Origin of the sequence: Jiangella sp. DSM 45060 (assembly GCF_900105175.1) — a bacterium.
In the GTDB taxonomy this organism is placed as follows: Bacteria; Actinomycetota; Actinomycetes; order Jiangellales; family Jiangellaceae; genus Jiangella.
In genome coordinates this window covers 4796610-4817814 of the sequence record NZ_LT629771.1, presented here as the reverse complement: position 1 = coordinate 4817814, position 21205 = coordinate 4796610, and the positions used below count along the sequence as shown (strand labels likewise).

The window sequence follows — 21205 nt, the reverse complement described above, 5'->3', positions numbered from 1 at the left end:
CCGCCGGGTCAGGCCGATGGGCCGGGGGCGTCGACGAGCTGCCAGCGACCGCCGTCGGCGCCGCCACGCCGCCGGCGCAGCCACCGGTCGCCGAGGACGCCCACCACGATCCCGCCGGCCACAGCCGGCAACGCCCACGTCGCCGCGTCGCGGGATGCGCCGCCCTCGGACCCGCCGGCCCCGGAGCCGCCCCCGCCCGCGGCGGCCACGGCGGCGCCGTCCGGGTCCTCCTCCGCCGGCCGCGGCCCGGTCCGTCCCGTCATCCCGAGGTCGGTGAGGAGCTCGTCGAGCACGTGGACGTCGGCGGGCCGGTGCCAGATCCCGTCGCCGCCCGCCTCGATCGGGCCGCGGCCCATGGACTGGGAGGTATGGATCCACTCGGGCCGGCCGTCGTCGTCGAAGGTGATGCGGTCGACGCGCCACGGCTGCACGTCGTGGATCATCCAGGTGACGACGATCTCGTCGCCGCCGGTGGGTGGCACGAGGCCGGGTCGCTCCGCCACCGGCTCGACGACGAGCTGCGACATCAGGGTCGTGTACGCCGCGTTCGTCGTGTGCAGCGACGCGGTACGTCCGGTGGACGGCGACACCAGCAGCACGCTGGTCGGCCCACCGGCCGGCGCGGGGGCGGCGGCGAACAGGAGGGCGCCGAGTGCGAGGAGAACGGCGGCCGGGCGGACGAGACGCATGACGGCTCCAGGTGGTCGGGGTCGTTGCCTCGACTACACCGGCCGGGCTCAGCCGGTTCCCAGCGCCGACGCGGCGATGTCGACGGCGCGGCCGCGGTCGCCGACGCCCTCGAGCCGGAACGTCACGCCGTCGTCGACCCACACGAGGGTCGGGCCGGCGATGCGCGCCGACTCGGTCCGCTCGCTGCCGTCCGGCGCCAGCAGGACGAGGTCGTGCGGCACGCCGAACCACCACGCGTCCCGGCCGGCCACGGTGAGCGTCGACGCCGTCGAACCGAGCACCGCCGTCTTGAGATACACCGGCGACAGCGGGTCGGCGACCTGATCGAGCCGGACGGTGCTGCCCCCGGAGCCCCAGGTCAGCGACAGCACGCGGTCGTCGGCCGACACCTCGACGCCGTCGGGCGGGCCGAGGACCGGCGGCACGACCGGGTCGAGCCCGGTCCGCTCCGCCGCCGCGCCCAGCGAGAGCCCTGCCGGCGCCGGCTGCGGCGCTGACGCGGACGGTTGCGACGGGCCGGGCCGGACGGCGACCGCGCCGATCCCGAGCCACTCGCCGACGGCGGCCCGCACCGGAGCCGTCAGCCCCAGCGCCACCAGCACCGCGACGGCGACGACGGCGAGCCGGCGCCCCAGGCCGTCGCCCCACGGCCACCGAGCGACCCGCCCGGCGATACGCCGCATCCGCGCGATCCAGGCCGGCGTCGGAGCGGCGGGGAGGCGGTTCAGGACGGCCGTGGCCACGGCGTCCGGCGCCGGCCCGGCGTCGTCGATGGCCGTGGCGGCCGACCGGCCGAGGGCGCGCAGCTCGCGCTCGAGGGCGTCATCCATGGTCCACCTCCTGGGTGGGCGTGCGGGCCGGAGCCGGCGCCAGCTCGGTCCGCAGCCGGCGCAGCGCCCGGTGCAGCCGCGACTTCACCGTGCCGCGCGGCCAGCCGAGCACCGTCGCCGTCTCCTCCTCGTCCAGGTCGAGCAGGTAGCGGCAGACGACGACCTGACGCTGCGGCTCGGGCAGCGACCGCAGCGCCGCCACCAGCTCCGTCCGCCGCTCGCCCGTCAGCGCCGTCGCGGCCGGGTCGTCGTCGGCCGAGCCGGTGGTCGCGACGTCGAGCAGGAAGGACCGGTCCGCCGTCGCCCGGTACCGGCGGGCCGCCCGCGCATTGTTGCGGGCCTCGTTGAGCACGATCCGCAGCAGCCACGGCCGGAACGGGGCGCCGTCGCGGAAGCCGCCGATGGTGCGGTACGCCTTGACGAACGCCACCTGGACGACGTCGTCGGCGTCAGGGCCGGCGCCCGCCACCACCGCGAGCCGGCGCGCGTCGGCGGCGTGCCGGCGCACGAGGACGGCGTACGCGTCGGCGTCTCCGGCGCGTACGCGGGCGATGGCGGCCTGCTCGGTCTCGTCGGCGATGGTTCGGTCCTCGTGTCGTCGTTCTGCCGTTCATACACCGCGCGGGCCGCCGCGGTTCCCGGCTGTGCTAGAACGGCGCCGTGCAGCTTCTTCACAAGGGCAAGGTCCGCGACGTCTACTCCGACCGGCCGGGCGAGGTGATCCTCGTGGCGTCCGACCGCGTCTCGGTTTACGACGTCGTGCTGCCGACGCCGATCCCCGACAAGGGGAAGGTGCTGACGTCGCTCTCGCTCTGGTGGTTCGACCAGCTCGCCGACGTCGTCCCGAACCACGTCGTCTCCGCCGACGACGTGCCGGACGAGTGGCGCGGCCGGGCCATCCGCTGCCGTCAGGTCGAGATCGTCCCGGTCGAGTGCGTCGCGCGCGGCTACCTCGCCGGCTCCGGCTGGACGTCGTACCAGGAGACCGGTGCGGTGTCCGGGGTGGAACTGCCGCCCGGCCTGGTCGAGGGCGACCGCCTGCCGGAACCGATCTTCACGCCGACGACGAAGACGCCGCCCGAGCTGGGCCACGACGAGCCCATGACGTACGCCGAGGTCGAGGCGCAGGTCGGCCCGCCGGTGGCGGCGCGGCTGCGCGACCTCACGCTGACGCTGTACCGGCGGGCGGCGGAACTGATGGAACGGCGCGGCATCCTGCTCGTCGACACCAAGGTCGAGTTCGGCCTGGCCCCCGACGGCACGCTGCTGCTTGCCGACGAGGTCATCACGCCCGACTCGTCCCGGTTCTGGGCGGCGTCGCAGTGGGCCCCGGGCCGGCGTCAGGTCTCCTACGACAAGCAGGTCGTGCGCGACTGGGCGCAGGACCTCGGCACCTGGGACAAGACCCCGCCCGGCCCGGCCGTCCCGGACGAGATCGTCGAGAGGACCCGCGCCGTCTACATCGAGATGTACGAGCGCATCACCGGCCAGGCCTGGACGTAGCCGCTGCGCGGTAGTGCTCGCGCTGCGCCGGCTCGAGGTGCTCGATGGCGTAGCGGAGCATCACCCGCGGCATCGTCGCGGCGTGCCGGTCGAGGAAGGCGAGCAGCCGGTCGCGGTCGTGGTCGCCGGCCGCGCGCAACCAGCCGCCGGTCGCCTTGTGCACGAGGTCCTCGGGATCGTCCAGCAGCAGTTCCGCGATCGCGAACGTGTCGCCGACGTCGCCGGCCCTGATGAAGTACGCCGTCGCGGTGATCGCCGTGCGCCGCTCCCACCGGTTCGGCGACCGCGCCAGCTCGTACAGCACGTCGCGCGGCTGGTCGGCCAGGTACCCGCCGACGACGTGCGGCGCCGCGAGGTCGACGAGGTCCCAGTTGTCGATGCGATCGTGCCGGCGCAGGTAGAGCTCGTACAACTCGCGGCGCCGGTCCGGTGGCGTGCGCTTGCGACGGGCCTGCTTGTCCATGACGCTCAACGCGCCCGCCCGCAGCTCGTGGACGTCGGACTCCAGCAGCCGCTCCAGCTCGGCCGGCGGCAGCTCGATGAACTCCTTGGCCAGCGCGAACACCGTCCCCATGCGCACGCCGAGGAAGACGCCGCTGGTGCCGTCCTTGAAGTAGCGCTGGATCTTGCGCAGCTCGTCGTCGGACTGGTGCTCGCGGAGCCGTCGTTCGAACTCCGCGGCGTCGAGGTCGGCCATACCGGATCGTAGCCGGGCAACCGCGGCGTCGCCTTCGTCGCCCGGTAGGGCTAATCCGCGGGCTATCGCATCGTGGTACGTCAGCCCAGCGCCGCGGGGTTGACCAGGCCGGGCGGCCGGTCGCCGGCCAGGAAGGCGGCCACCGCGGCGGCGCCCAGCTCGGCGGCGCGGTGCGCGGTCTGACGGGTCGCGCCGGCGAGGTGCGGCGTCATCACGACGCGGTCCGACCGCAGCAGCGGCCAGTCCGCGGGCGGCGGCTCGGCCGGGAAGACGTCGAACCCGGCGCCGGCCACGTGGCCGCTGTCCAGCGCCGCCGCGAGCGCGTCGTAGTCGACGAGGCCGCCCCGGGCGGAGTTGACGACGTAGCCACCCGGCCGCATCGCCGCCAGCGCGGCCGCGTCGATCATCCCGGCGGTCTCCGGGGTGAGCCGCGCGTGCAGGCTGACGACGTCGCTGCGCGACAGCAGCTCGTCCAGGCCGACCAGCGTGACGCCGTCCGGCAGCGAATCGGGCGCGACGAACGGGTCGGCGACCAGCACCCGGGCGTCGAACGCCAGCAGCATGCGGGCCACCCGCGACCCGATGGCGCCGTACCCGACCAGCCCGACCGTCGACCCGCCCAGCTCCAGCCCGCACTCGTCGTACGCGTACAGGTCGCTGCGCCACTCACCGGCGGCGACGGTGCCGTGGATGCGCGGGATCGCCCGCACCGTACTCAGGATCAGCGTCAGCGCGTGCTCCGCCGCCGCGACGGCGTTCCGGCCGGGTGTGTTGCACACCAGCACGCCGCGCTCCGTGCACGCGTCGACGTTGACGTTGACGGGGCCGCCGCGCGTGCACACGACCAGCCGCAACGACGGCGCCGCCGCCAGGACCCGTGCGGTGACCGGCCCCATCTGCGTGACGATCACCTCGGCGTCGCCGGCCAGCTCGGCCAGCTCGTCCTCGACGTCGGAGGCCTCGTCGACCTCCGCGACCCGGCCGAACGGGACGAGCGGCCAGGGCAGCTCGAGCGTCCGGACGTCGTGCTCGCCGGCCGCCGCACGCAGGCGGCCGGCCAGCAGGTCGTTCCGGACGAAGTGGTCCCCGGCCAGCAGGATCCGGCTCATGCGTTCCCTTCCGATGCGTGCGACCAGGTCTCCCGCGCGGCGGCGACCCGGTCGAGGTAGGCGGCGAATCCGTCGTCGTAGTGCGCGCGATGGGTGGTGGACGGCTCGACGGTGTGCGCGGGGACCGGCCAGCCGGGCGTCTCGCCGCGAGCCTCCAGCGCCGACAGCACCGCGCCGTACGCACCGGCCTGCGGCACGTCGACGACGTCCAGCGGGCGGCCGAGCACGTCGGCGAAGAGCTGCGTCCACGCCGCGCTCTGCGCGCCGCCGCCGCAGACGGCCAGCCGTCCGGTCAGCCCGGCCGCGTCGAAGCAGTGCCGCGCCGCGTACGCGAGCCCCTCGCACAGGGCGCGGACCAGATCGGCCCGCGACGTCGCGAGGTGCAGGCCGTCGAACCGGCCGCGCGCGGACGCCTCGACGAACGGTGCGCGCTCGCCCGACGCGGACCAGTACGGCAGCACCGTCACTCCGCGAGCGCCTGGCGGCGACTCGGCCAGCAGCCCGGCCAGCGCCGACACCGGCGCCCCGACCAGCTGCAGCAGCCAGTCCAGCGACGCGGTGCCGACCATCGCCGGCATCGCCCGGACCCACCGGTCCGGCTGCCACGTCGCCAGCAGCAGGCCGGCGCGGTGCGGAATCGGCCCGGGGTCCGCGGTCACGACCTGGCAGGCCAGCGTCGTCCCGACGATCAGCAGGCCGTCGCCGGGCGCGACCGTGCCGCTGCCGCGGGCCGACGCCAGCAGGTCGTACGGCCCGGCGCTCACCGTCGTCCCGGACGGCAGCCCGAGCGCGCCCGCCGCGCCCTCCGTCAGCTCCGCCGCCGGCCCGCCCGGCCCGACGACCGGCGGCAGCAGCTCGCGCCGGTGCTCCAGCCCGGTGAGGCGCAGGACGTCGTCGGACCAGTCGCGCGTCCGCGGGTCGAGGAACGGGTACGACGCGTCGGAGAGGTCGACGGCGCGGACGCCGGTGAGCCGCCGGAACACGGTGCCGACGCAGTGCGTGGCGGTGGCGGCGCGGTCGAGCACGCCGGGCTCGTCGCGGTCGAGGGCGGCCAGGATGGCGGCCGACGCGCCGGGGAAGATCATGCCGCCGTTGCGGGCGAGGACGGCGTCGGCGGTGCCGTCGCGGTCCCACCGGCGGACGACGTCGGCGGCGCGGCCGTCCAGCCAGGACGCGGCCGGCCGCACCGGGGCGCCGTCGGCGTCGGACAGCCAGCAGCCGTCGCCCTGGCCGGTGAGCGCGACCAGCTCGGGCGGGCCGGGGAGCTCGTCCGCGACGGCCCGGATCACGCTGGTCACGGAGCTGACGACGGCGTCGGCGTCCTGCTCGACGCGGCCGCCGTCGCCGTGGCTCAGCTGGGTCGGGACGCTGTGCACGCACAGCTCGGCGCCGTCGTCGCCGTAACCGACGGCCTTGGTCAGCGTGGTGCCGATGTCGACGCCGATGTACATGCCGCCTCCTCGCGGTCAGGGGGTGTCGAGCGGTGCGACGTGGACGTTCACCCGGCGGTCACGCAGCGCCCGGACGACGTCCGCGGGCGTGCCGCCGTCGACCACGACGTCGTCGAAGTCGGTGAGCGGCGCCAGCTGGTGCAGCGCGGTGCCGCCGAGCTTGGTGTGGTCCATGAGCAGCACCTTGCGGGTCGCCGAGCGCATCATCGCCCGCTTGACCAGCACGATCTCCTGCTCCTGGTGGTAGGTCAGCCCGCCCGACGCCGCCGACGTCGACGTCAACAGCACGTCGGCGCGCAGCGACTCGATCGCCTCGATGCACGGCACGCCCAGGAACGAGTCGTGCGTCGGGTAGTACTCGCCGCCCAGCGAGATCAGCCGGACCCGGTCGGCGCGGCTCATGGCGTTGATGACCTGCAGGAAGTTCGTGATGACGGTGAGCGGCGCGGCGTCGGTGAGCAGCTCCGCGACCCCGAGCGTCGTCGTCGAGTCGTCCAGCATGACCGCCATGCCCGGCTCGATCAGCGTGCGTGCGAACCGGGCGATCGCCGCCTTCTCGGCGCGCGCGGTGCGCAACCGGTAGGCGACGTTGCTCTCGAACACACTGGACGGCTGAGCGCTGACGCCGCCGTGGAATTTGCGGACGACGCCCTGACGCTCGAGCTCGTCGAGGTCGCGGTGGACCGTCATGAGGCTGACGCCGAACGTCTCGGCCAGCTGGCTCGCGGTGACGGAGCCCTCGCGCAGCACGTGGTCGGCGATGCGGTCCTGGCGGACGCCGCGGCTGGTCTGCGTCATCGTCGCGGCGCTTGGTTGTAGTGGTCGAGCATGACGGCCCCGCCGGTGAAGCTGAGCTGCGTCGTCGCCGTCGGGTCGGGACCGCGCAGGACGGTGCGGTAGGCGCGCAGCGGGATGCCGGTGAGCCGGCAGACGACCAGCCGCATCAACGTGTTGTGGCAGACGACGAGGACGTGCTGGTCCGGGTGGCGGGCGGCGATCTCGCGCAGCGCCTGCTCGGCGCGGTCCGCGGCGGCCTCCGGGTGCTCGCCGCCGGGTAGGTGGTGGGCGACGGGGTCGCGGACGAACGCGGCGGCGGCCTCGGGGTCGTCGGCGCGCACCTCGGCGAGCGTGCGGCCCTCGGCGTGGCCGAAGTCCAGTTCGCGCAGCCGCGGGTCGACCTGGACGTCCAGCCCGGTGACGTCGGCGACGGCGGCCGCGGTCTGGCGGGAGCGGAGCAGGTCGGACGCGAAGAGGGCGGCGGGTGGGTGCTCCTTCGCGTGGGCGGCGAGCACCTCGGCCTGCGCCCGGCCGACGTCGTCGATGCCGATGTCGCTGGAGCCGGTGTAGCGGTTGCCCTCGTGCCACGGCGTGCGGCCGTGCCGGGCCAGCGTGATGGTGGTCGTCATGGGGCGTACCTGCCGCTCAGCCGCTGCGCGGCGGTCGATGTGGTGGCCTGGGGGTCGCCGGGGACGCCGTCGTCCCGGGTGCCGTCGTCGTGGGCGTCATCGTCGGCGGCGGGGGCGGGGGCCGGGGCGGGGTCGAGGTGGCCGCGCCGGGTGAGCTCGGCGACCAGGCGTTCGTAGCCCTCGGTGAGCCGTTCATGCGCGTCGGCGCAGGGCTCGACGACCGCGCGGCGCCCGACCATCACGGCCGCGCGGTCCGTGACCGTCACCTTCGCGTCGGCGTGGTGGCCGGAGGCGGAGGCGAGCACCGCCATGCCGAACGCCGGCTCCGGCGTGCGCGGCATGACCAGCGGCCGCCCGAGCACGTCCGCGCGCAGCTGGTTCCAGTAGTCGCTGCGCGTACCACCACCGGTGATACGGATATCACCGTCGGTGGGAGCCCCGAGCGCGGCGAGCCGTTCGAAGCAGAGCCGCTCGACGAAGGCGACGCCCTGGACGACGGCGGCGTAGCGCTCGGCCCGGGAGGACGTGGCGCCGAGCTCGAACCGGGTCGCGTCGGGCCGGACGAACGGGAACCGCTCGCCGCGCGCCGTCAGCGGGTAGATGACGGCGCCGGCCGGCTCGAACCGGCGGCCGGCCTCGGCGGCGAGCGCGTCGAGGTCGTCGTCGGCGAACTCGCCCGCGACGGCGCCCGCCCCGACGTTCGACGCGCCACCGGGCAGCCAGCCGCCGTCGGGGTGGCGGTGGCTGTAGACGGCGCCCGCGGGATCGTCGATGAGCGTGGCCGAGACGCCCTTGAGCACCAGCGTCGTGCCGAGGACGGAGTTCCAGGAGCCGACGGTCAGGGCGCCGGCCGCGATCTGCGCCGCGCACCCGTCCGTCATGCCGGCGACGACGGGGGTGCCGGCCGGGATGCCGGTGTGCTCGGCCGCCGCCGCCGTGACGGTGCCCAGCGTGGTGCCCGGCGGCACGACGGCCGGCAGCGTCGCCGGGTCGACGTCGGCGGCCGCGAGCAGCGCCGCGTCCCACCGTCCGGCCACGACGTCGTAGCCGGACTTCAGCGCGTGGCTGCTGTCGGTGTCGACCCGGTGCCCGACCAGCGCCGCCGCGATGACGTCGGCGCTGTGCATGACGTGGCGGCCGGACAGCCCGGTGGTCGTGTGGTGCCGGAAAAGCCAGTCGATCTTCGGCAGCGCCCACGACAGCTGCACGGTGCGGCCGTCGCCCAGGCGGGCGTTCAGGCGGGCCAGCTCGTCGACCGCGCGGGCGTCGTCGTACATGAGCGCGGGGGTGAGGGGCGCGCCGTGGTCGTCGCCGAGGAGCACGGTGCCCGAGGTGCTGCAGATGGCCACCGCGCCGACGACCGGCGGGCCGCCCGCGCTGGGTGTCGCGCCGGTGCCAGCCGCACCCCGCGGCCGCGCCGTCGGCAACGCGCCGAACGCCTGCCGCGACGCATCGCCGACGGCTTCCCACCACTGGTGCGGGTCCTGCTCGTGCCGCCGGTCGCCGTCGCCGCGCCGATGACTCGTGAGCCGGGCCGATCCGAGCGCGAGCACCCGCCCGGCGTCGTCCGCGAGGAGGACGCGCACGCTCTGGGTCCCGAGGTCGATGCCCACCCGGATGACGTCAGCCGGCCTCGGATCCATATGCACCCCGTCGCCTCGATGTCTGCGCGTTTCAGCCAGCACGTTATCGCATAGATAACACGTTTGGATGTTAAAGATAACCCATCTGGCGGTGGATCGAAGCGGTGCACGCCAATGACCGGACACTGCGCCAGACTGTTCCGCATGAAGCCGCCCACTCGTCCCGCCGACGTGCCGTCGCGGCGCACGCTCGCCCGTGAGGCGCGGCAGCAGGCGATCGTGTCGCACGTGGTCGCTCACGGGGTCGCGACGGTCTCCGAGCTGACCGAGCTGACCGGGGCCAGCGTCATGACGGTCCACCGCGACCTCGACGAGCTGGCGCGCCGCGGCGTCGTGCGGAAGTTCCACGGCGGCGTCTCCGCGCAGCCGTCGACGGTGTTCGAGAGCAGCTCCGAGTACCGGCTCCGGGTGCAGGTCAAGGAGAAGGAGGCGCTGGCGTCGGCCGCCCTGGGCATGATCGAGCCGGGCATGTCGATCATGCTCGACACCTCCACCACCAACCTCTTCGTCGCCCGACGGCTCGGCGACCTGCGGCTCGGCCCGCTGACGGTCGTGACGAACTATCTGCCGATCATGCAGGTGCTCAAGACCACGCCGGACATCCACCTGATCGGCGTCGGCGGCGACTACAACGCCACCCACGACGCGTTCCTGGGGCTCAGCGCCATCGAGGCGATCGGCGCCCTCACCACCGACATCGTCTTCCTCAGCACGTCCGCCATGACGATGTCGACCACCTATCACCAGGAACCCGAGATCGTTACCGTCAAACGCGCGATGATGGCGGCCGGCCGGCGCCGCATCCTGCTGATGGATCCGACGAAGCTCAACCGCACCGCGCTGCACCGTCTGGCGCCGACGTCGGAGTTCAACGCCGTGGTGGTGAACTCCGCGGTGGGGGAGCGCGCGCTCGCTGAACTGCGCGATCACACGATCGTGGTGGCGGTCTCCTGAGTGTTCGCGGCGCCGGCCGGGGCCGCGGTGGCGGTCTTGGCTGTGGTGGTGGCCCGGCCCGCGGCGAGCCCACGTGGCGTGACCGCGCCGGCGCTGCCGCCGCGGGCGGTGGCCGGATGGGTGCGCTCGCCCGGTGTCGTGCGGTGACCGGCGCGGCCTGCTGGCGCGGCCGCGCTCAGTGCCGCAGTCGCACTGGGCGCCAGAGCGGTGTCCGGCGCCGCACCCGCTCGCGCTGCCGCACCCGCGCGCGGCGCCGCACCCGGGTCCTGCGCGGCCAGCCGCACCTGCACTCAGTGCCACAGTCGCGGCCACTCCCGTAGCCTCACCGACGCGGGCGGATGGGGGCCGAAGCGGCCGTGATCCGGCCTGGTCACGGGCCCGCCGCCGGGTGGCCGCATGCCGTTCATCTCTTCGTGGAAGTTAAGTCTATCGTTCTTTGTGTTAAGTCTGTTACGGTCCCTCTCACACCGCACATCGATGAGGCCGATTGCGACCGTCACGTCGGGAGGCGTTCGTGACCACCACCACCGCCGATCGGCAGGATCAGGCCGCCGGCGCGAGCACGGGCGGAGGCGCCGTTCCGACGGCACGTGGCCGCCGCCGGGGCCGGCACCACTGGCGCCGCCGCCGCAAGGAGTACGCGCTCTTCCTGCTGATGATCTCGCCGAACCTGCTGATCATCGGCACCTTCGACTACTGGCCGGTCATCTACAACGCCTGGCTGAGCCTGACCCGCTGGAACATGCTCTCCGGCACCCCGCGCTACGTGGGCCTGCAGAACTACGAGAACCTGTTCAACAGCTCCAGTTTCCACGGGATCCTGTGGAACACGCTGACGTTCAGCGCGGCGATCGTGATCGGCAGCGTCATCCTCGGGCTGGCGGTCGCGCTGCTGTTCGACCAGAAGCTACGCGGCCGGGGCATCGTCCGGACCGCCGCGTTCGCCCCGCACATCGTCAGCGGCGCCGCCGTCGCGACGCTGTGGCTGTTCATCTTCGACCCGGCCTACGGGCTGACGCGGGTGGTGCTCGACCCGTTCGGGGTGGCGTCGCCGAGATGGGTGAACGACGCGGACTGGGCGATGATCGCGCTGATCATCGCGTACCTGTGGAAGGGCCTCGGGTTCGTCGCGATCGTGTACCTCGCCGGGCTGCAGAACCTCCCGGAAGAACTGTACGAAGCGGCCAAGCTCGACGGCGCCGGCACGTGGACGACGTTCCGGCGGATCACGCTGCCGCTGCTGTCGCCGGTGACGTTCTTCGTGCTGGTCACGTCGATCATCGGCACGTTCCAGGCCTACGACATGATCGCCGTCCTCACCGGTGGAGGACCGGGCGACGCCACGACGACCTTGTCGTGGTACGTCTACCAGCAGGGCTTCCGCGCCTCCGACGCCGGCACCGCCGCCGCGGCCGCCATGCTGCTGTTCTTCATCCTCCTCCTCGTCACGGGCCTGCAGACCAGGTTCGTCCAGCGCAAGGTGCATTACACATGACCGCCGCACGGTTGCGACGGGTGCTGCTGTACGCCGGCCTGGTGGCCGTCGGGCTGCTGTTCATCGGCCCGCTGTACTGGCTGTTCTCGTCGGCTCTCAAAGAATCTGGCGATATTTACCAGTTCCCGCCCCGCTGGCTGCCCGGCTGGCACTTCGAGAACTTCGCCGAGGCGTGGCGGGCCGCCCCGTTCGGTGACTTCTTCATGAACTCCGTCATCGTCACCGCGGGCGGCGCCACGATCAAGCTGGTCAACGCGACGCTGACGGCGTACGCGTTCGTGTTCCTGCGGTTTCCCTACAAGAACGTGATCTTCCTGGTGATGCTCGGCGCGCTGATGGTGCCGAACAACGTCACGCTGATCGTGAACTACATCACCGTGTCGAACCTCGGCTGGATCAACACCTACCTGGGGTTGATCGTGCCCAGCGCCGGCTCGGTGTTCGGCATGTTCCTGCTGCGTCAGTACATGCTCACGCTGCCCGGCGACGTCGTCGAGGCGGCGCGGGTGGACGGCGCGGGGCACCTGCGCATCATGTGGCAGGTCGTGCTGCCGATGTGCAAGCCGATGCTCGTGACGGTCGGCATCATCGCCGTCGTCGACATGTGGAACGACTTCATCTGGCCGCTGATCGTCACCAACACCGTCGAGATGCGGACGCTGCCCATCGGACTGCTCTACCTGCGCTCCAACGAGGGCTACGCGAACTGGGGCGCGATCATGGCCGGCACGGTGATGGTCGCACTCCCGATGCTCATCCTCTTCCTCCTCGCCCAGCGGCAGATCACCCGCGGGCTGACCGGCGGGGCCGTCAAGGGCTGACCCCCGCCTGCTCGTCACGAAAGGACGCACCCCCATGCGACACCGCACCGTACTGCGACCCTCCCGGCCGAGCCGCCGCGACTTCCTCGCCATGGCGGCGGCCGCCGGCGTCGCCGTCCCGCTGCTCGGCTGCGCGGGCGGCGTCACCGACGACGGTGGCAGCGACGACGGCACCGGCGACCCCGGCGGCAACCTCGACCAGGTCGACATCAGCCCGCCCTCGCAGTACGCCGGCCGCGTCAACGTCGCCATGTGGAGCGCGATGAGCGGCGTCAACGGCGAGGCGCTGGCCGCGCTGGTGGAGAGCTTCAACCAGTCGCAGGAGGACATCTACGCCGAGGTCCAGTTCCAGGGCCCGTACCCCGAGTCGGCGTCGAAGCTCACCGCCGCGCTGCGGGCCGGCGCTGTCCCGGACGTCATGATGCTCGCCGACACCTTCTGGGGCCGGTTCCTCATCAACGACGCGCTCGAGCCGCTGAACGACTACTTCGGCGACGACTTCGGCCGCGACGACTACGTCGAGGCGCTCTACGACGAGGGGCTGGTCGGCGACGAGCTGTACTGGCTGTCGTTCGGCCGCAGCACGCCGCTGTTCTACTACAACAAGACGGTGTTCCAGCAGCTCGGCCTGCCCGACCGCGGTCCCGAGACGTGGACGGAGCTGCGCGAGTGGTCGGCGGAGATCTCGCAGCTCAGCGTCAACGGCCAGCCGCTGAAGGCGCACGCGTTCACCGGCGACGACGACTGGCAGTTCATGGCCGCGACCTGGCAGTTCGGCGGCAAGCTGTCCGAGGGCCTGGACGTCACCATCGACTCCGGCGGCGCCGTCGACGCGGCCCGCTGGCACCAGCAGTACATCTTCGAGGACGGCTACGGCTACCTCGCGCAGGCGGCCGGCACCGACTTCGGCACCGGGGTCGTCGCCACCGCGATCACGTCGACCGGCGGGCTGCGCGGCATCTACGAGGCGTCCGCGAGCGCCGGGTTCGAGGTCGGCACCGCGTTCCTGCCGAAGGAGGTCGCCAGCGGCGTGCCGACCGGCGGCATGGGGTTCTCGCTGCTCAAGGGCGCCGCGAAGGAGCGGAAGGACGCCGCGTTCGAGCTGCTGAAGTTCCTCGGCCAGCCGGAGAACGCCGCCGAGTGGACGCTCGCGACCGGCTACCTGCCGATCGTCAAGGCGTCGATGGACGTCCCCGAGCTCGCGGAGACCCTGGCCAGCGACCCGAACTTCAACGTCGCCGTCGAGCAGCTGCCCGAGGCGAAGGGCAGCGACGCGATCCGGTCCTACCTGCCCAACGGCACCGACCTCATCATCAGCGGCCTGCAGCGCATCTACAGCGACGGCAGCGAGGACCCGCAGGACGTCTTCGACGAGGTCGCCGAACAGCTGCGGCAGGGCGTCGAGGACATCCGGCCCGCCTACGAGGAGTACTTCGGCTGATGGCGCTGAGCGTGTGCGCACACCGCGGCTCGCCGTCGGTGCTGCCGGAGAACACCGTCGGGTCGTTCCTGCAGGCGGTCGAGGAGGGCGCCGACGAGATCGAGCTGGACCTGCGGCTGTCCGCCGACGGCCGGCTGGTGGTGATGCACGACGCCACCGTCGACCGGACGACGGACGGCACCGGCGCCGTCGCGGAGCTGACGTTGCGGGAGCTCCAGGCGCTCGACGCCGGCGGCGGCGCGCGGATCCCGTCGTTCGAGGAGGTGCTCGACGGCGTCGGCGCACGGCTGCAGGTGGAGATCAAGGCACCGGAGGCGGCCGGCCCGCTCGCCGAGCTGCTGCGCGACCGTCCCGACGACCTCGCCCGCATCTCGCCGTGCTGCTTCGACCCGGACGTCGTCGCCGAGCTGGTCCGGCTGTTCCCGGACGCGCCGGTCGGGCTGATCGCGTCCGCCGGGTCGGCCGAGTCGCTCGACCGCGCCGTCGAGCTGGGCGCCTCGCGGGTGCTGTTCGGCTGGGCCGGCACCGACCGCGCGCTCGTCGAGAAGGCGCAGGCGCACGGCCTGGAGTTCAGCGTCTGGCTGGTCAACACGCCGGAGCAGCTGCGCGACGCGCGGGCCCTCGGCGTCGACGGGTTCACCACCGACGAGACGGCCATCATCGCGGCCGAGCTGGCACGGATCGAGGAGGCGGCATCATGACGGAACTCTCGCGGCGGGCGTTCGTGCGGCTCGGCGGTGCGGTGGCGGGTGCCGGCGCGCTGGCGGCGGCGGGGACGACGGCAGCGCCGGCGGCCGGGCTGCCCGGACGGGCCCGGCCGTTCGACCTGACCACGCCGGCCGAGCCGTTCCTCGTCAACGTCGGCCTGCACGACCAGCGGACGATCATGCAGTCGTTCGCCGTCGACAGTCCCGGCGGCCACGTCTACGTCGTGCAGATCACCCAGGGCGGGACCATCCTTCCCGGCGACGCGCCCGGTGACGAGGCGTACGCGCGCCGGGTCGCCCGCGGCGACCTCACGCTGTCCAAGCTCGACCTCACCGGGAACCTGCTCGGGCACATGTATCTCAAGCGGTTCGGGCACGGCGTCGCGATCGGTGTGGAAAGGTCCGGCCGCGACGTGCACCTGTGGACAGAGGTCGACGCCGTCACCGAGGGCACGAGCGGGTGGGGAACCCGGCTGCTGCGGTTCCCGTTCGCCGACGGCACGGTCATCGACGCGGACACGACGCCGGACCTGCAACGACGCGAACTGCTGCCCGGCGTCGACCGCACCACCTGCAACGTCGACCCCGTCCACCGCACGCTGGTCATGCGGTACCGCCGCGACGGCGCGTTCCGGTACGCGCTCTTCGACCTCGACGACGTGCGACGCGAGCGGCCGGCGTACGTGCCAGTGGCCGACGTGGCGCAGCCGGACGTGCTCAGCGGCGGCCCGGTGTTCCAGGGCTACGCGACGTACGGGCGCGACCTCTATCTGTACGACGGGCAGATCTACAGCGACACCAACCCGCCGTCCGGGCAGGGCAACGCGCACCTGACCAGGGTCGACTGGCGCACCGGCGCCGTCGCGGAACGGGTCCGCACGACCGACGGGCACGAACTGCACCGGCGCGAACCCGAGGGCCTCGGCGTCTGGCTCGCCTCGCCCGGCCGGCGGCCGACGGCGCGGCTCGGGTTCGCGTTCGGCACCAGCCTGACCGCCGACCCGGACGACGACCGCCTCTGCACGATCCTCACGAAGCGGCTCGGCTGAGGGCGGCGGGGCGGTTGACGGCGCGGGGCGGTTGACGGCGCGGGCCGGCGGTATCGGTGCCCTGACGGCGGCGACACCCAGTGTGAGGCGGGGTGGTGACAGGCGAGGTGACGTAGGCGCCAACTGTTGGCGTCGGCGTCACCCGGTGTGAGGCGGGGTGGTGTCGGGTGAGGTGACATGGGCGCCAACTGTTGGCGTCGAGGTCACCCGACCGGAACCCAACCGTCCCGGCCCAATACGTCGACGGGACCGCGGGTCCCCGAGAGGGTCTGGGCGGCGTGCGCCGCGGCCGATCCGTCCCGCACCGGCCGGACGCTCCACCCACCCGTCAGGGGAGGACGGCGGTCGCCTCGATCTCGATCAGCTGCCCCGGGAACGCCAGCGCCGCCACGCCGACCAGCGTGGCCGCGGGCGGGCCGTCGGGGCGGACGGCGACGTCGGAGGCGGCGACCAGGCCGGCGTGGATCTGCTCGAGGCTGTGCTCGTCGTAGCCGGCGACGAAGATGCCGAGCCGGACGACGTCGGCGAAGGTGGCGCCGGCCGCCGCGAGCGCCGTGGCGACGTTGCGCAGCGTCTGCTCGGTCTGCGCGGCGAGGTCGCCGGCGCCCACCAGCGCACCGTCGGCGTCGCACGGCACCTGACCCGCGACGACGACCTGACGCGAGCCGGTGGCGACGACGACCTGGGAGTAGGTGGGCGGCTGGGGGAGCCCGGGCGGGTTGATCAACTGCATCGGCATGGCGGCAGCCTACGGCGGGCCACCGACAAGGTCGGCTCCTAGGGTGGCGGCCATGACCGTCGCCCGTTCCATCGCCCTGTTCCTGCTCGCCGCCGTCGCCGAGATCGGCGGCGCGTGGCTGGTCTGGCAGGGCGTGCGCGAGCACCGCGGCCTGCTCTGGACCGGCTTCGGCGCCGTCGCGCTGGGCCTCTACGGGTTCGTCGCGACGCTGCAGCCCGACGCGCACTTCGGCCGGGTGCTGGCCGCGTACGGCGGTGTGTTCGTCGCCGGCTCGCTGGCCTGGGCGATGGTGGCCGACGGGTTCCGGCCGGACCGCTACGACGTGATCGGCGCGGCGATCTGCATCGTCGGCGTCGCGATCATCATGTACGCGCCTCGTCACTCGTGAGCTCGTAGATCGTCTCGAGGCCGTCCTCGGGGTCGATCTGCTCACCGACCTCGACGAACCCGTACTGCCCCACGAGGTTGCGCGAGGCCAGGTTCGTCGGGCTGACGGTGGCCCGGACGATGCGCACCTGCGGGTCGTGGGCGGCGCGGTCGAGCATCAGCTCCAGCGCGGCCCGGGCGTACCCGCGGCGGCGGTGGGCGGGGTCGATCGCGTAGCCGACCTCGACCCGGCCCTCGCCGTCGGGCGGCCCGTGGAACCCCGCCCGCCCCACGGCGAGCTGACGGTCGTCGTCCCAGACGATGCCGGTGATCCAGGCGGCACTGGCGGGGTCGGTCGCGACCTGCTCGCTGCGCATGCGCCACACACTGCTCCAGTGCGGGCCGGCGCAGTACGGCGTCAACCGGACCGGCGACTCCTGGTTGGCCGCGACGAGATCGCCCGCGGCGAGGGCCGTCAACGCGGCCTTGTTCAACTGCACGATGCTGACGTGCTTCGGCTCGGTCATCACTTCGGTCATCGGGGCACATGGTGCTCGCCGCGGCGCCGGAACACAAGACGGCGCGGTGCGGCGCCGTCGTCGGGTCAGGAGCCGGACGGCAGCGGCTCGCCGGTCTCCATCAGCGTCTTCAGGCTGGCGATCAGCTCCGGCCAGCCGCCGCTGACGTCCTTCAGGACCTGGCTGCCCGGCTCGAAGCCGTCGTGGACGACCGTCAGGCGGACCATCTCGCCGCGCTGTTCGAGGTCGAACGTCACCTTGGAGCGCTGCTCCCGCCCGAGCCCGGCGACCACGTCCGGGTCGAAGTCGTACGCGGCGGCGAACTCCGGCGTGAACGAGTGCCAGGTGTAGGCGAGCCGGCGGAACGGGTCGGACTCGAGGACGCGCTGCTCGTCGTCGGCGATGGTGACGTCGCCGATGCGCCACGTGATCGGCGCGCCCGTCGTCCAGTCGGTCTCGAACTCCAGGCCCCAGTAGCGGCGGGTGAACGTCTTGTCGGTGAGCCCCTTCCAGAGCTGCTCCGGCGTGGTGCGGATGAACGTGGTGTAGGTGAACTCGGTGTCGGTCACGGGAGTGGTCTCCAATGCGGTCTTGAGGTCGGCGAGTGCCTGGACGCGCCCGCGGTGGTACCGGCTGATCCAGCGGTCCGCGATGGCGTTGATCGGCTCGGCGTTGAGGAAGTGGAGCTTCTCGCGGCCGCGCTTCTCGGTGGTGACGAGGCCGGCGGAGGCGAGGACAGCGAGGTGCTTGCTGACCGACTGACGGGCCATGTCGAGGCCCGCGCAGAGCTGCCGCAGCGTCTGGCCGTTGTCGCGGTTCAGGCTGTCCAGCAGCGCCCGGCGGCTCGGGTCCGCCAGCGCCCGGAACACGTCGTCGTCCATGTCGTCCCCCGCGGCCAGATGGGCAGCCGGTTGGCTGCCTTTCGACGATAGGCAGCCGCCTGGCTGCCTGTCAAGGAAACTCGGATGCGGCGACGCGGGCCGGGCGGCAGGATGGGCCGCGATGACCGCTTCGCTGCTGGACCCGCCCCCGGGCGTGCTGATCGTCACCGGACTGCCCGGCGCCGGCAAGACGACGGTGACGCGGCTGGTCGCCGCCCGGTACGCCCGCTCCGTCCGCCTCGACGGCGACGTCATGGCCGACTTCATCGTCAATGGGCGCGTCAGCGTCATCGGCGAGCCGCGCGACGAGTCACAGCGGCAGCTGCTGCTGCGGGCGCGGAACCTGTGCTCGCTGGCCGCCAACTTCGCGGCCGCCGGGTTTCTGCCCGTCCTCGACCACGTCGTGCCGAACCGCGACGTGCTCGACGCGATGACGGCGTGGCTGGCGCCGCTCCCCGTCCGCTTCGTCGTGCTCGCGCCGTCGCTCGAGGTCTGCCGGCGGCGCAACGCGGAGCGAGCTCCGGAGGAGCAGGTCCACTACGACTACAGCGGCCTCGCCGCCGAGATGGACCACTCCCTCGCCGGCGTCGGCTGGTGGCTCGACTCCTCGGCCCAGACCCCCGACGAGACCGCCGCCGACATCGTCGGATACGCCGCCGCGAAAGCCGTCGTCGCCTGAATCAGGCGTCGAACTCGTACCTGAGCACATACGCCGACGCGTCGAGCGTCATCTCGTTCACCTCGACGGCGCGACGGCCGGCGGTGAACGCGACACGGACGATGACGAACAGCGGTGCGCCTGCGTCGACGTCCAGCAGGCCGGCGTCGACGGCGCGCGGCATCCGGGCCCGGACGTCCTCCGTGAAACGCACTGGGTCGTGCCCGAGCTCCGACAATCGCGCGTAGACGCCGCCCGGGCCGGTGTCATCCCGGGCGATCGCGGTGCCGCGGGCGAGCTCGGCGGGGAAGGACGACGTCGCGACCATGACCGGCCGGCCGTCGAGGAGGTAGCGCCGTCGCCTCACGAGGACGGTGTCGCCGTCGTCGAGGCCGAGGGTGACAGCGACGTGGCCGCCTGCCTCCTCCTCGGTGACGGTGACGTTGTCGACGGTGAGCGTGCGCTGCTCGCTCTCGGCGTCCCAGATCCCGCCGCCGCTGCCCCACGTCTCCTTGGACAGCCGGGCGATCCCGGACCGCACGATCGGCCGGAACTCGCGGACGAACACGCCGGAGCCCTTGCGCGCGACCGCCAGGCCCTCCTGCTGCAGGACGGCGAGCGCCTGCCGGGCGGTCATGCGGGCGACACCGTAGGCGGACATGAGGGCGTTCTCGCCCGGGAGGCGGTCTCCAGGCCCGTGAGTGCCGTCGTCGATCGCCGCACGGAGGTCGTCGGCGATCTGACGGTACTTCCGGTTCTGGCCCGCCTCTCTAGACATGTTCCCACCGTACCCCTTCGGATTCGCTGGACAGCGGCGCGCCTCGCGGTGATTGACATCTCTAGAGAGGTGGTGCTACTGTCTCGTAGACATCTCTAGAGATGTATCGTCCGAGTCCACGGAAGGTGGAGACGTGGTGGCGAACATCGAAGGTCGGACACGTGAACCGTGCAGAGGGAACCTGGGTGCGACAGGATGTGCAGGGCCGAGATCGATCGGAGGCGGCGCACATGCCTGGTCGGAAGAATCGTCTGCTCGACGCAGCATTGGCGTATGCGGCGGCGGGAGTCCCCGTCACACCGGCGCATCGGGTCGTGCCACTCGACGGCGGCCGGGCTTGGCGCAGGCGGTGGGAGTGCACGTGCGGGCTCACCGGGTGCCCGGACCCTGGCGCTCACCCGGTGGGGGATGCGCGGCGGGTCCTGTCCGCCGAGCTGGTCGCCGAGCTGTGGGGCGGCCAGGAGCCCCCCGGTCTGCTGATCAGCCCGTCCGCGACGATCGACATCTGGCGGATGCCGCGGGAGCTCGGCGCGCTCGGCCTGCGGCTGCTGGAGGCGCAGCGGCCGTCGATCTGGCCGCCACTGCTGCACCGCCCGGACGGCTCCTGGGCGGCCTGCACGCGTCCGCTCGCCGAGCCGGTTCCGCTGATCGAGACGTACGGCCTCCGGGTGGAGAAGCTGGGCCGGGCGACCTACTGCCGGTCCCGCCGACCCGGCACCCGCGTGGGCGGCTGCACTGGCTCTGGTCGCAACGGTTCCCGCACACCCCGCTACCCGAGGCGGCGCCACTGCTGGCGGCGCTGTCGGCCGCCGCGATGCGCCTGCAGCCCTGGGAGCTGCGTGATGAGGCGGACGCTGCTGGGGCGACGGGACGGCGAGCAACGCCCTGACCGGCACGACCGCTTCCCGCCGCCCGCGCAGGGCCGGATGTCCGTCGCCGCGCGGGACGACCCGATCACGGGTCTCGTCGCGTGGCCGGCGTTCCACGAGGCGCTGCCGGGCCTCTTGCGCCGGCAACTCGGTGACGGGCGAGCGGTCGGGCTGGCCATCGGCGACGTGGACGACCTGAAGACCTATGTCGAGCGGGTCCGATCGGTGGACGCCGGCTCGTTCGGGCATCTGGCCGGCAACGCGCTGATGCAGCAGCTCGGCATCGTCGCTCGAGCGTGGTTGCGCGAGTCGGGCCCTTCGGACGCATGTCTGGCGACGTTCGGCGGCGACGAGATCGTGCTGCTCGGCCTCGCGGCCGACCAGAGGGCGTTCATCGAAGCCGTCAGCGGGTGTTACGGGACGTCCTGGGGGAGAGCCTGCCGTGCACGGTGTCCTTCGCCGCCGCGGTGGTGACTCCAGAGCACATTCCGACGCCCGTCGCCGGTGACCACTGGTGGGCCGAGTTCACCCGGCACTTGCTGAGCGCCGTCGAACGGACCCTGTTCGAGTTCAAGCAGGTCCGGCGCGGCGACCCTGACG

General features: G+C 73.0%; 23 protein-coding genes. 10 read left to right on the top strand and 13 right to left on the bottom strand.

What is annotated here, in order from left to right:
• Window positions 1-8 precede the first annotated feature (8 nt).
• From BLU82_RS21415 to BLU82_RS21405, 3 genes are read right to left on the bottom strand one after another with little or no spacing between them, the layout of a single operon-like run.
• Window positions 9-689: a hypothetical protein gene (locus BLU82_RS21415; protein ID WP_092623094.1), complete on the bottom strand. Its 681-nt coding sequence runs from the start codon at window positions 687-689 to the stop codon at window positions 9-11.
• Window positions 690-737: 48 nt separating this feature from the next.
• A complete protein-coding gene (locus BLU82_RS21410; RefSeq protein ID WP_092623093.1) occupies window positions 738-1520 on the bottom strand; it encodes a hypothetical protein in 783 nt (260 codons plus the stop codon).
• The gene (locus BLU82_RS21405) at window positions 1513-2028 is read right to left on the bottom strand and encodes an RNA polymerase sigma factor (RefSeq protein WP_197682377.1); all 516 of its coding nucleotides are present in this window, start codon (window positions 2026-2028) and stop codon (window positions 1513-1515) included. Before BLU82_RS21405 ends, BLU82_RS21410 begins: the two co-directional genes overlap by 8 nt.
• Before the next feature lie 152 nt (window positions 2029-2180).
• On the opposite strand from BLU82_RS21405, the gene BLU82_RS21400 reads away from it, so the two are divergent.
• The gene (locus BLU82_RS21400; protein ID WP_092623091.1) at window positions 2181-3023 is read left to right on the top strand and encodes a phosphoribosylaminoimidazolesuccinocarboxamide synthase; all 843 of its coding nucleotides are present in this window, start codon (window positions 2181-2183) and stop codon (window positions 3021-3023) included.
• Here the strand turns inward: BLU82_RS21400 and BLU82_RS21395 are convergent.
• The 6 genes from BLU82_RS21395 to BLU82_RS21370 all read right to left on the bottom strand — a co-directional run bounded on the left by BLU82_RS21395 (window position 3001) and on the right by BLU82_RS21370 (window position 9329).
• Window positions 3001-3720 (bottom strand): DNA alkylation repair protein, encoded by a 720-nt coding sequence (locus tag BLU82_RS21395; RefSeq protein WP_092623090.1) that lies wholly within the window; start codon window positions 3718-3720, stop codon window positions 3001-3003. The genes BLU82_RS21400 and BLU82_RS21395 overlap by 23 nt on opposite strands.
• Window positions 3721-3800: 80 nt before the next feature.
• Window positions 3801-4829 (bottom strand): 2-hydroxyacid dehydrogenase, encoded by a 1029-nt coding sequence (locus tag BLU82_RS21390; protein ID WP_092623089.1) that lies wholly within the window; start codon window positions 4827-4829, stop codon window positions 3801-3803.
• Entirely contained in the window at window positions 4826-6280 is a 1455-nt protein-coding gene (locus BLU82_RS21385) for an FGGY-family carbohydrate kinase (RefSeq protein WP_092623088.1), read from the bottom strand. The genes BLU82_RS21390 and BLU82_RS21385 overlap by 4 nt, the downstream gene beginning before the upstream one ends.
• Window positions 6281-6295: 15 nt before the next feature.
• On the bottom strand, window positions 6296-7078 hold the full coding sequence (locus tag BLU82_RS21380; RefSeq protein WP_092623087.1) for a DeoR/GlpR family DNA-binding transcription regulator: 783 nt from the start codon (window positions 7076-7078) through the stop codon (window positions 6296-6298).
• Window positions 7075-7686, bottom strand: coding sequence for a histidine phosphatase family protein (locus tag BLU82_RS21375; RefSeq protein WP_092623086.1), 612 nt, complete (start codon window positions 7684-7686; stop codon window positions 7075-7077). Before BLU82_RS21375 ends, BLU82_RS21380 begins: the two co-directional genes overlap by 4 nt.
• Window positions 7683-9329, bottom strand: coding sequence for an FGGY-family carbohydrate kinase (locus tag BLU82_RS21370; protein ID WP_092623085.1), 1647 nt, complete (start codon window positions 9327-9329; stop codon window positions 7683-7685). Before BLU82_RS21370 ends, BLU82_RS21375 begins: the two co-directional genes overlap by 4 nt.
• Before the next feature lie 144 nt (window positions 9330-9473).
• Here BLU82_RS21370 and BLU82_RS21365 point away from each other — a divergent pair, with 144 nt between their 5' ends.
• The 6 genes from BLU82_RS21365 to BLU82_RS21340 all read left to right on the top strand — a co-directional run bounded on the left by BLU82_RS21365 (window position 9474) and on the right by BLU82_RS21340 (window position 15796).
• The gene (locus BLU82_RS21365; protein ID WP_092623084.1) at window positions 9474-10283 is read left to right on the top strand and encodes a DeoR/GlpR family DNA-binding transcription regulator; all 810 of its coding nucleotides are present in this window, start codon (window positions 9474-9476) and stop codon (window positions 10281-10283) included.
• Between the two features lie 514 nt (window positions 10284-10797).
• A complete protein-coding gene (locus BLU82_RS21360) occupies window positions 10798-11778 on the top strand; it encodes a carbohydrate ABC transporter permease (protein ID WP_197682376.1) in 981 nt (326 codons plus the stop codon).
• On the top strand, window positions 11775-12599 hold the full coding sequence (locus tag BLU82_RS21355; protein ID WP_092623083.1) for a carbohydrate ABC transporter permease: 825 nt from the start codon (window positions 11775-11777) through the stop codon (window positions 12597-12599). The genes BLU82_RS21360 and BLU82_RS21355 overlap by 4 nt, the downstream gene beginning before the upstream one ends.
• A 34-nt stretch (window positions 12600-12633) precedes the next feature.
• The gene (locus BLU82_RS21350; protein ID WP_092623082.1) at window positions 12634-14040 is read left to right on the top strand and encodes an ABC transporter substrate-binding protein; all 1407 of its coding nucleotides are present in this window, start codon (window positions 12634-12636) and stop codon (window positions 14038-14040) included.
• Entirely contained in the window at window positions 14040-14741 is a 702-nt protein-coding gene (locus BLU82_RS21345) for a glycerophosphodiester phosphodiesterase family protein (protein WP_092623081.1), read from the top strand. The genes BLU82_RS21350 and BLU82_RS21345 overlap by 1 nt, the downstream gene beginning before the upstream one ends.
• Entirely contained in the window at window positions 14738-15796 is a 1059-nt protein-coding gene (locus BLU82_RS21340; protein WP_092623080.1) for a hypothetical protein, read from the top strand. The genes BLU82_RS21345 and BLU82_RS21340 overlap by 4 nt, the downstream gene beginning before the upstream one ends.
• A 328-nt stretch (window positions 15797-16124) precedes the next feature.
• Here the strand turns inward: BLU82_RS21340 and BLU82_RS21335 are convergent, their stop codons facing one another.
• On the bottom strand, window positions 16125-16535 hold the full coding sequence (locus BLU82_RS21335) for a RidA family protein (RefSeq protein WP_092623079.1): 411 nt from the start codon (window positions 16533-16535) through the stop codon (window positions 16125-16127).
• 52 nt (window positions 16536-16587) lie between these two features.
• Here BLU82_RS21335 and BLU82_RS21330 point away from each other — a divergent pair, with 52 nt between their 5' ends.
• Entirely contained in the window at window positions 16588-16923 is a 336-nt protein-coding gene (locus tag BLU82_RS21330) for a YnfA family protein (RefSeq protein ID WP_092626105.1), read from the top strand.
• On the opposite strand, the gene BLU82_RS21325 is transcribed toward BLU82_RS21330, so the two are convergent.
• Together BLU82_RS21325 and BLU82_RS21320 are read right to left on the bottom strand one after the other, a co-directional pair.
• Window positions 16898-17440, bottom strand: coding sequence for a GNAT family N-acetyltransferase (locus BLU82_RS21325; protein WP_197682375.1), 543 nt, complete (start codon window positions 17438-17440; stop codon window positions 16898-16900). The two genes, BLU82_RS21330 and BLU82_RS21325, sit on opposite strands and share 26 nt — an antisense overlap.
• 65 nt (window positions 17441-17505) lie before the next feature.
• Window positions 17506-18300: a metalloregulator ArsR/SmtB family transcription factor gene (locus tag BLU82_RS21320; protein WP_092623077.1), complete on the bottom strand. Its 795-nt coding sequence runs from the start codon at window positions 18298-18300 to the stop codon at window positions 17506-17508.
• A 121-nt stretch (window positions 18301-18421) separates the two neighbouring features.
• Here BLU82_RS21320 and BLU82_RS21315 point away from each other — a divergent pair, with 121 nt between their 5' ends.
• Entirely contained in the window at window positions 18422-18979 is a 558-nt protein-coding gene (locus BLU82_RS21315) for an AAA family ATPase (protein ID WP_092623076.1), read from the top strand.
• 1 nt (window position 18980) lies between these two features.
• Here BLU82_RS21315 and BLU82_RS21310 read toward each other — a convergent pair whose 3' ends face one another.
• Window positions 18981-19736 (bottom strand): GntR family transcriptional regulator, encoded by a 756-nt coding sequence (locus BLU82_RS21310; protein ID WP_092623075.1) that lies wholly within the window; start codon window positions 19734-19736, stop codon window positions 18981-18983.
• Window positions 19737-19897: 161 nt separating this feature from the next.
• On the opposite strand from BLU82_RS21310, the gene BLU82_RS21305 reads away from it, so the two are divergent.
• Window positions 19898-21079, top strand: a complete 1182-nt coding sequence (locus tag BLU82_RS21305) for a GGDEF domain-containing protein (RefSeq protein ID WP_157741168.1) — start codon at window positions 19898-19900, stop codon at window positions 21077-21079.
• The last annotated feature ends 126 nt before the right edge of the window (window positions 21080-21205 follow it).

Bases quoted from the DNA above. Each gene is read 5' to 3' on its own strand.
- BLU82_RS21375 (WP_092623086.1), bottom strand. From the start codon at position 7,686: ATGACGACCACCATCACGCTGGCCCGGCACGGCCGCACGCCGTGGCAC.
- BLU82_RS21355 (WP_092623083.1), top strand. From the start codon at position 11,775: ATGACCGCCGCACGGTTGCGACGGGTGCTGCTGTACGCCGGCCTGGTG.
- BLU82_RS21390 (WP_092623089.1), bottom strand. From the start codon at position 4,829: ATGAGCCGGATCCTGCTGGCCGGGGACCACTTCGTCCGGAACGACCTG.
- BLU82_RS21330 (WP_092626105.1), top strand. From the start codon at position 16,588: ATGACCGTCGCCCGTTCCATCGCCCTGTTCCTGCTCGCCGCCGTCGCC.
- BLU82_RS21350 (WP_092623082.1), top strand. From the start codon at position 12,634: ATGCGACACCGCACCGTACTGCGACCCTCCCGGCCGAGCCGCCGCGAC.
- BLU82_RS21345 (WP_092623081.1), top strand. From the start codon at position 14,040: ATGGCGCTGAGCGTGTGCGCACACCGCGGCTCGCCGTCGGTGCTGCCG.
- BLU82_RS21315 (WP_092623076.1), top strand. From the start codon at position 18,422: ATGACCGCTTCGCTGCTGGACCCGCCCCCGGGCGTGCTGATCGTCACC.
- BLU82_RS21415 (WP_092623094.1), bottom strand. From the start codon at position 689: ATGCGTCTCGTCCGCCCGGCCGCCGTTCTCCTCGCACTCGGCGCCCTC.
- BLU82_RS21335 (WP_092623079.1), bottom strand. From the start codon at position 16,535: ATGCCGATGCAGTTGATCAACCCGCCCGGGCTCCCCCAGCCGCCCACC.
- BLU82_RS21410 (WP_092623093.1), bottom strand. From the start codon at position 1,520: ATGGATGACGCCCTCGAGCGCGAGCTGCGCGCCCTCGGCCGGTCGGCC.
- BLU82_RS21365 (WP_092623084.1), top strand. From the start codon at position 9,474: ATGAAGCCGCCCACTCGTCCCGCCGACGTGCCGTCGCGGCGCACGCTC.
- BLU82_RS21320 (WP_092623077.1), bottom strand. From the start codon at position 18,300: ATGGACGACGACGTGTTCCGGGCGCTGGCGGACCCGAGCCGCCGGGCG.
- BLU82_RS21385 (WP_092623088.1), bottom strand. From the start codon at position 6,280: ATGTACATCGGCGTCGACATCGGCACCACGCTGACCAAGGCCGTCGGT.
- BLU82_RS21370 (WP_092623085.1), bottom strand. From the start codon at position 9,329: ATGGATCCGAGGCCGGCTGACGTCATCCGGGTGGGCATCGACCTCGGG.
- BLU82_RS21325 (WP_197682375.1), bottom strand. From the start codon at position 17,440: ATGACCGAAGTGATGACCGAGCCGAAGCACGTCAGCATCGTGCAGTTG.
- BLU82_RS21340 (WP_092623080.1), top strand. From the start codon at position 14,738: ATGACGGAACTCTCGCGGCGGGCGTTCGTGCGGCTCGGCGGTGCGGTG.
- BLU82_RS21380 (WP_092623087.1), bottom strand. From the start codon at position 7,078: ATGACGCAGACCAGCCGCGGCGTCCGCCAGGACCGCATCGCCGACCAC.
- BLU82_RS21395 (WP_092623090.1), bottom strand. From the start codon at position 3,720: ATGGCCGACCTCGACGCCGCGGAGTTCGAACGACGGCTCCGCGAGCAC.
- BLU82_RS21310 (WP_092623075.1), bottom strand. From the start codon at position 19,736: ATGTCTAGAGAGGCGGGCCAGAACCGGAAGTACCGTCAGATCGCCGAC.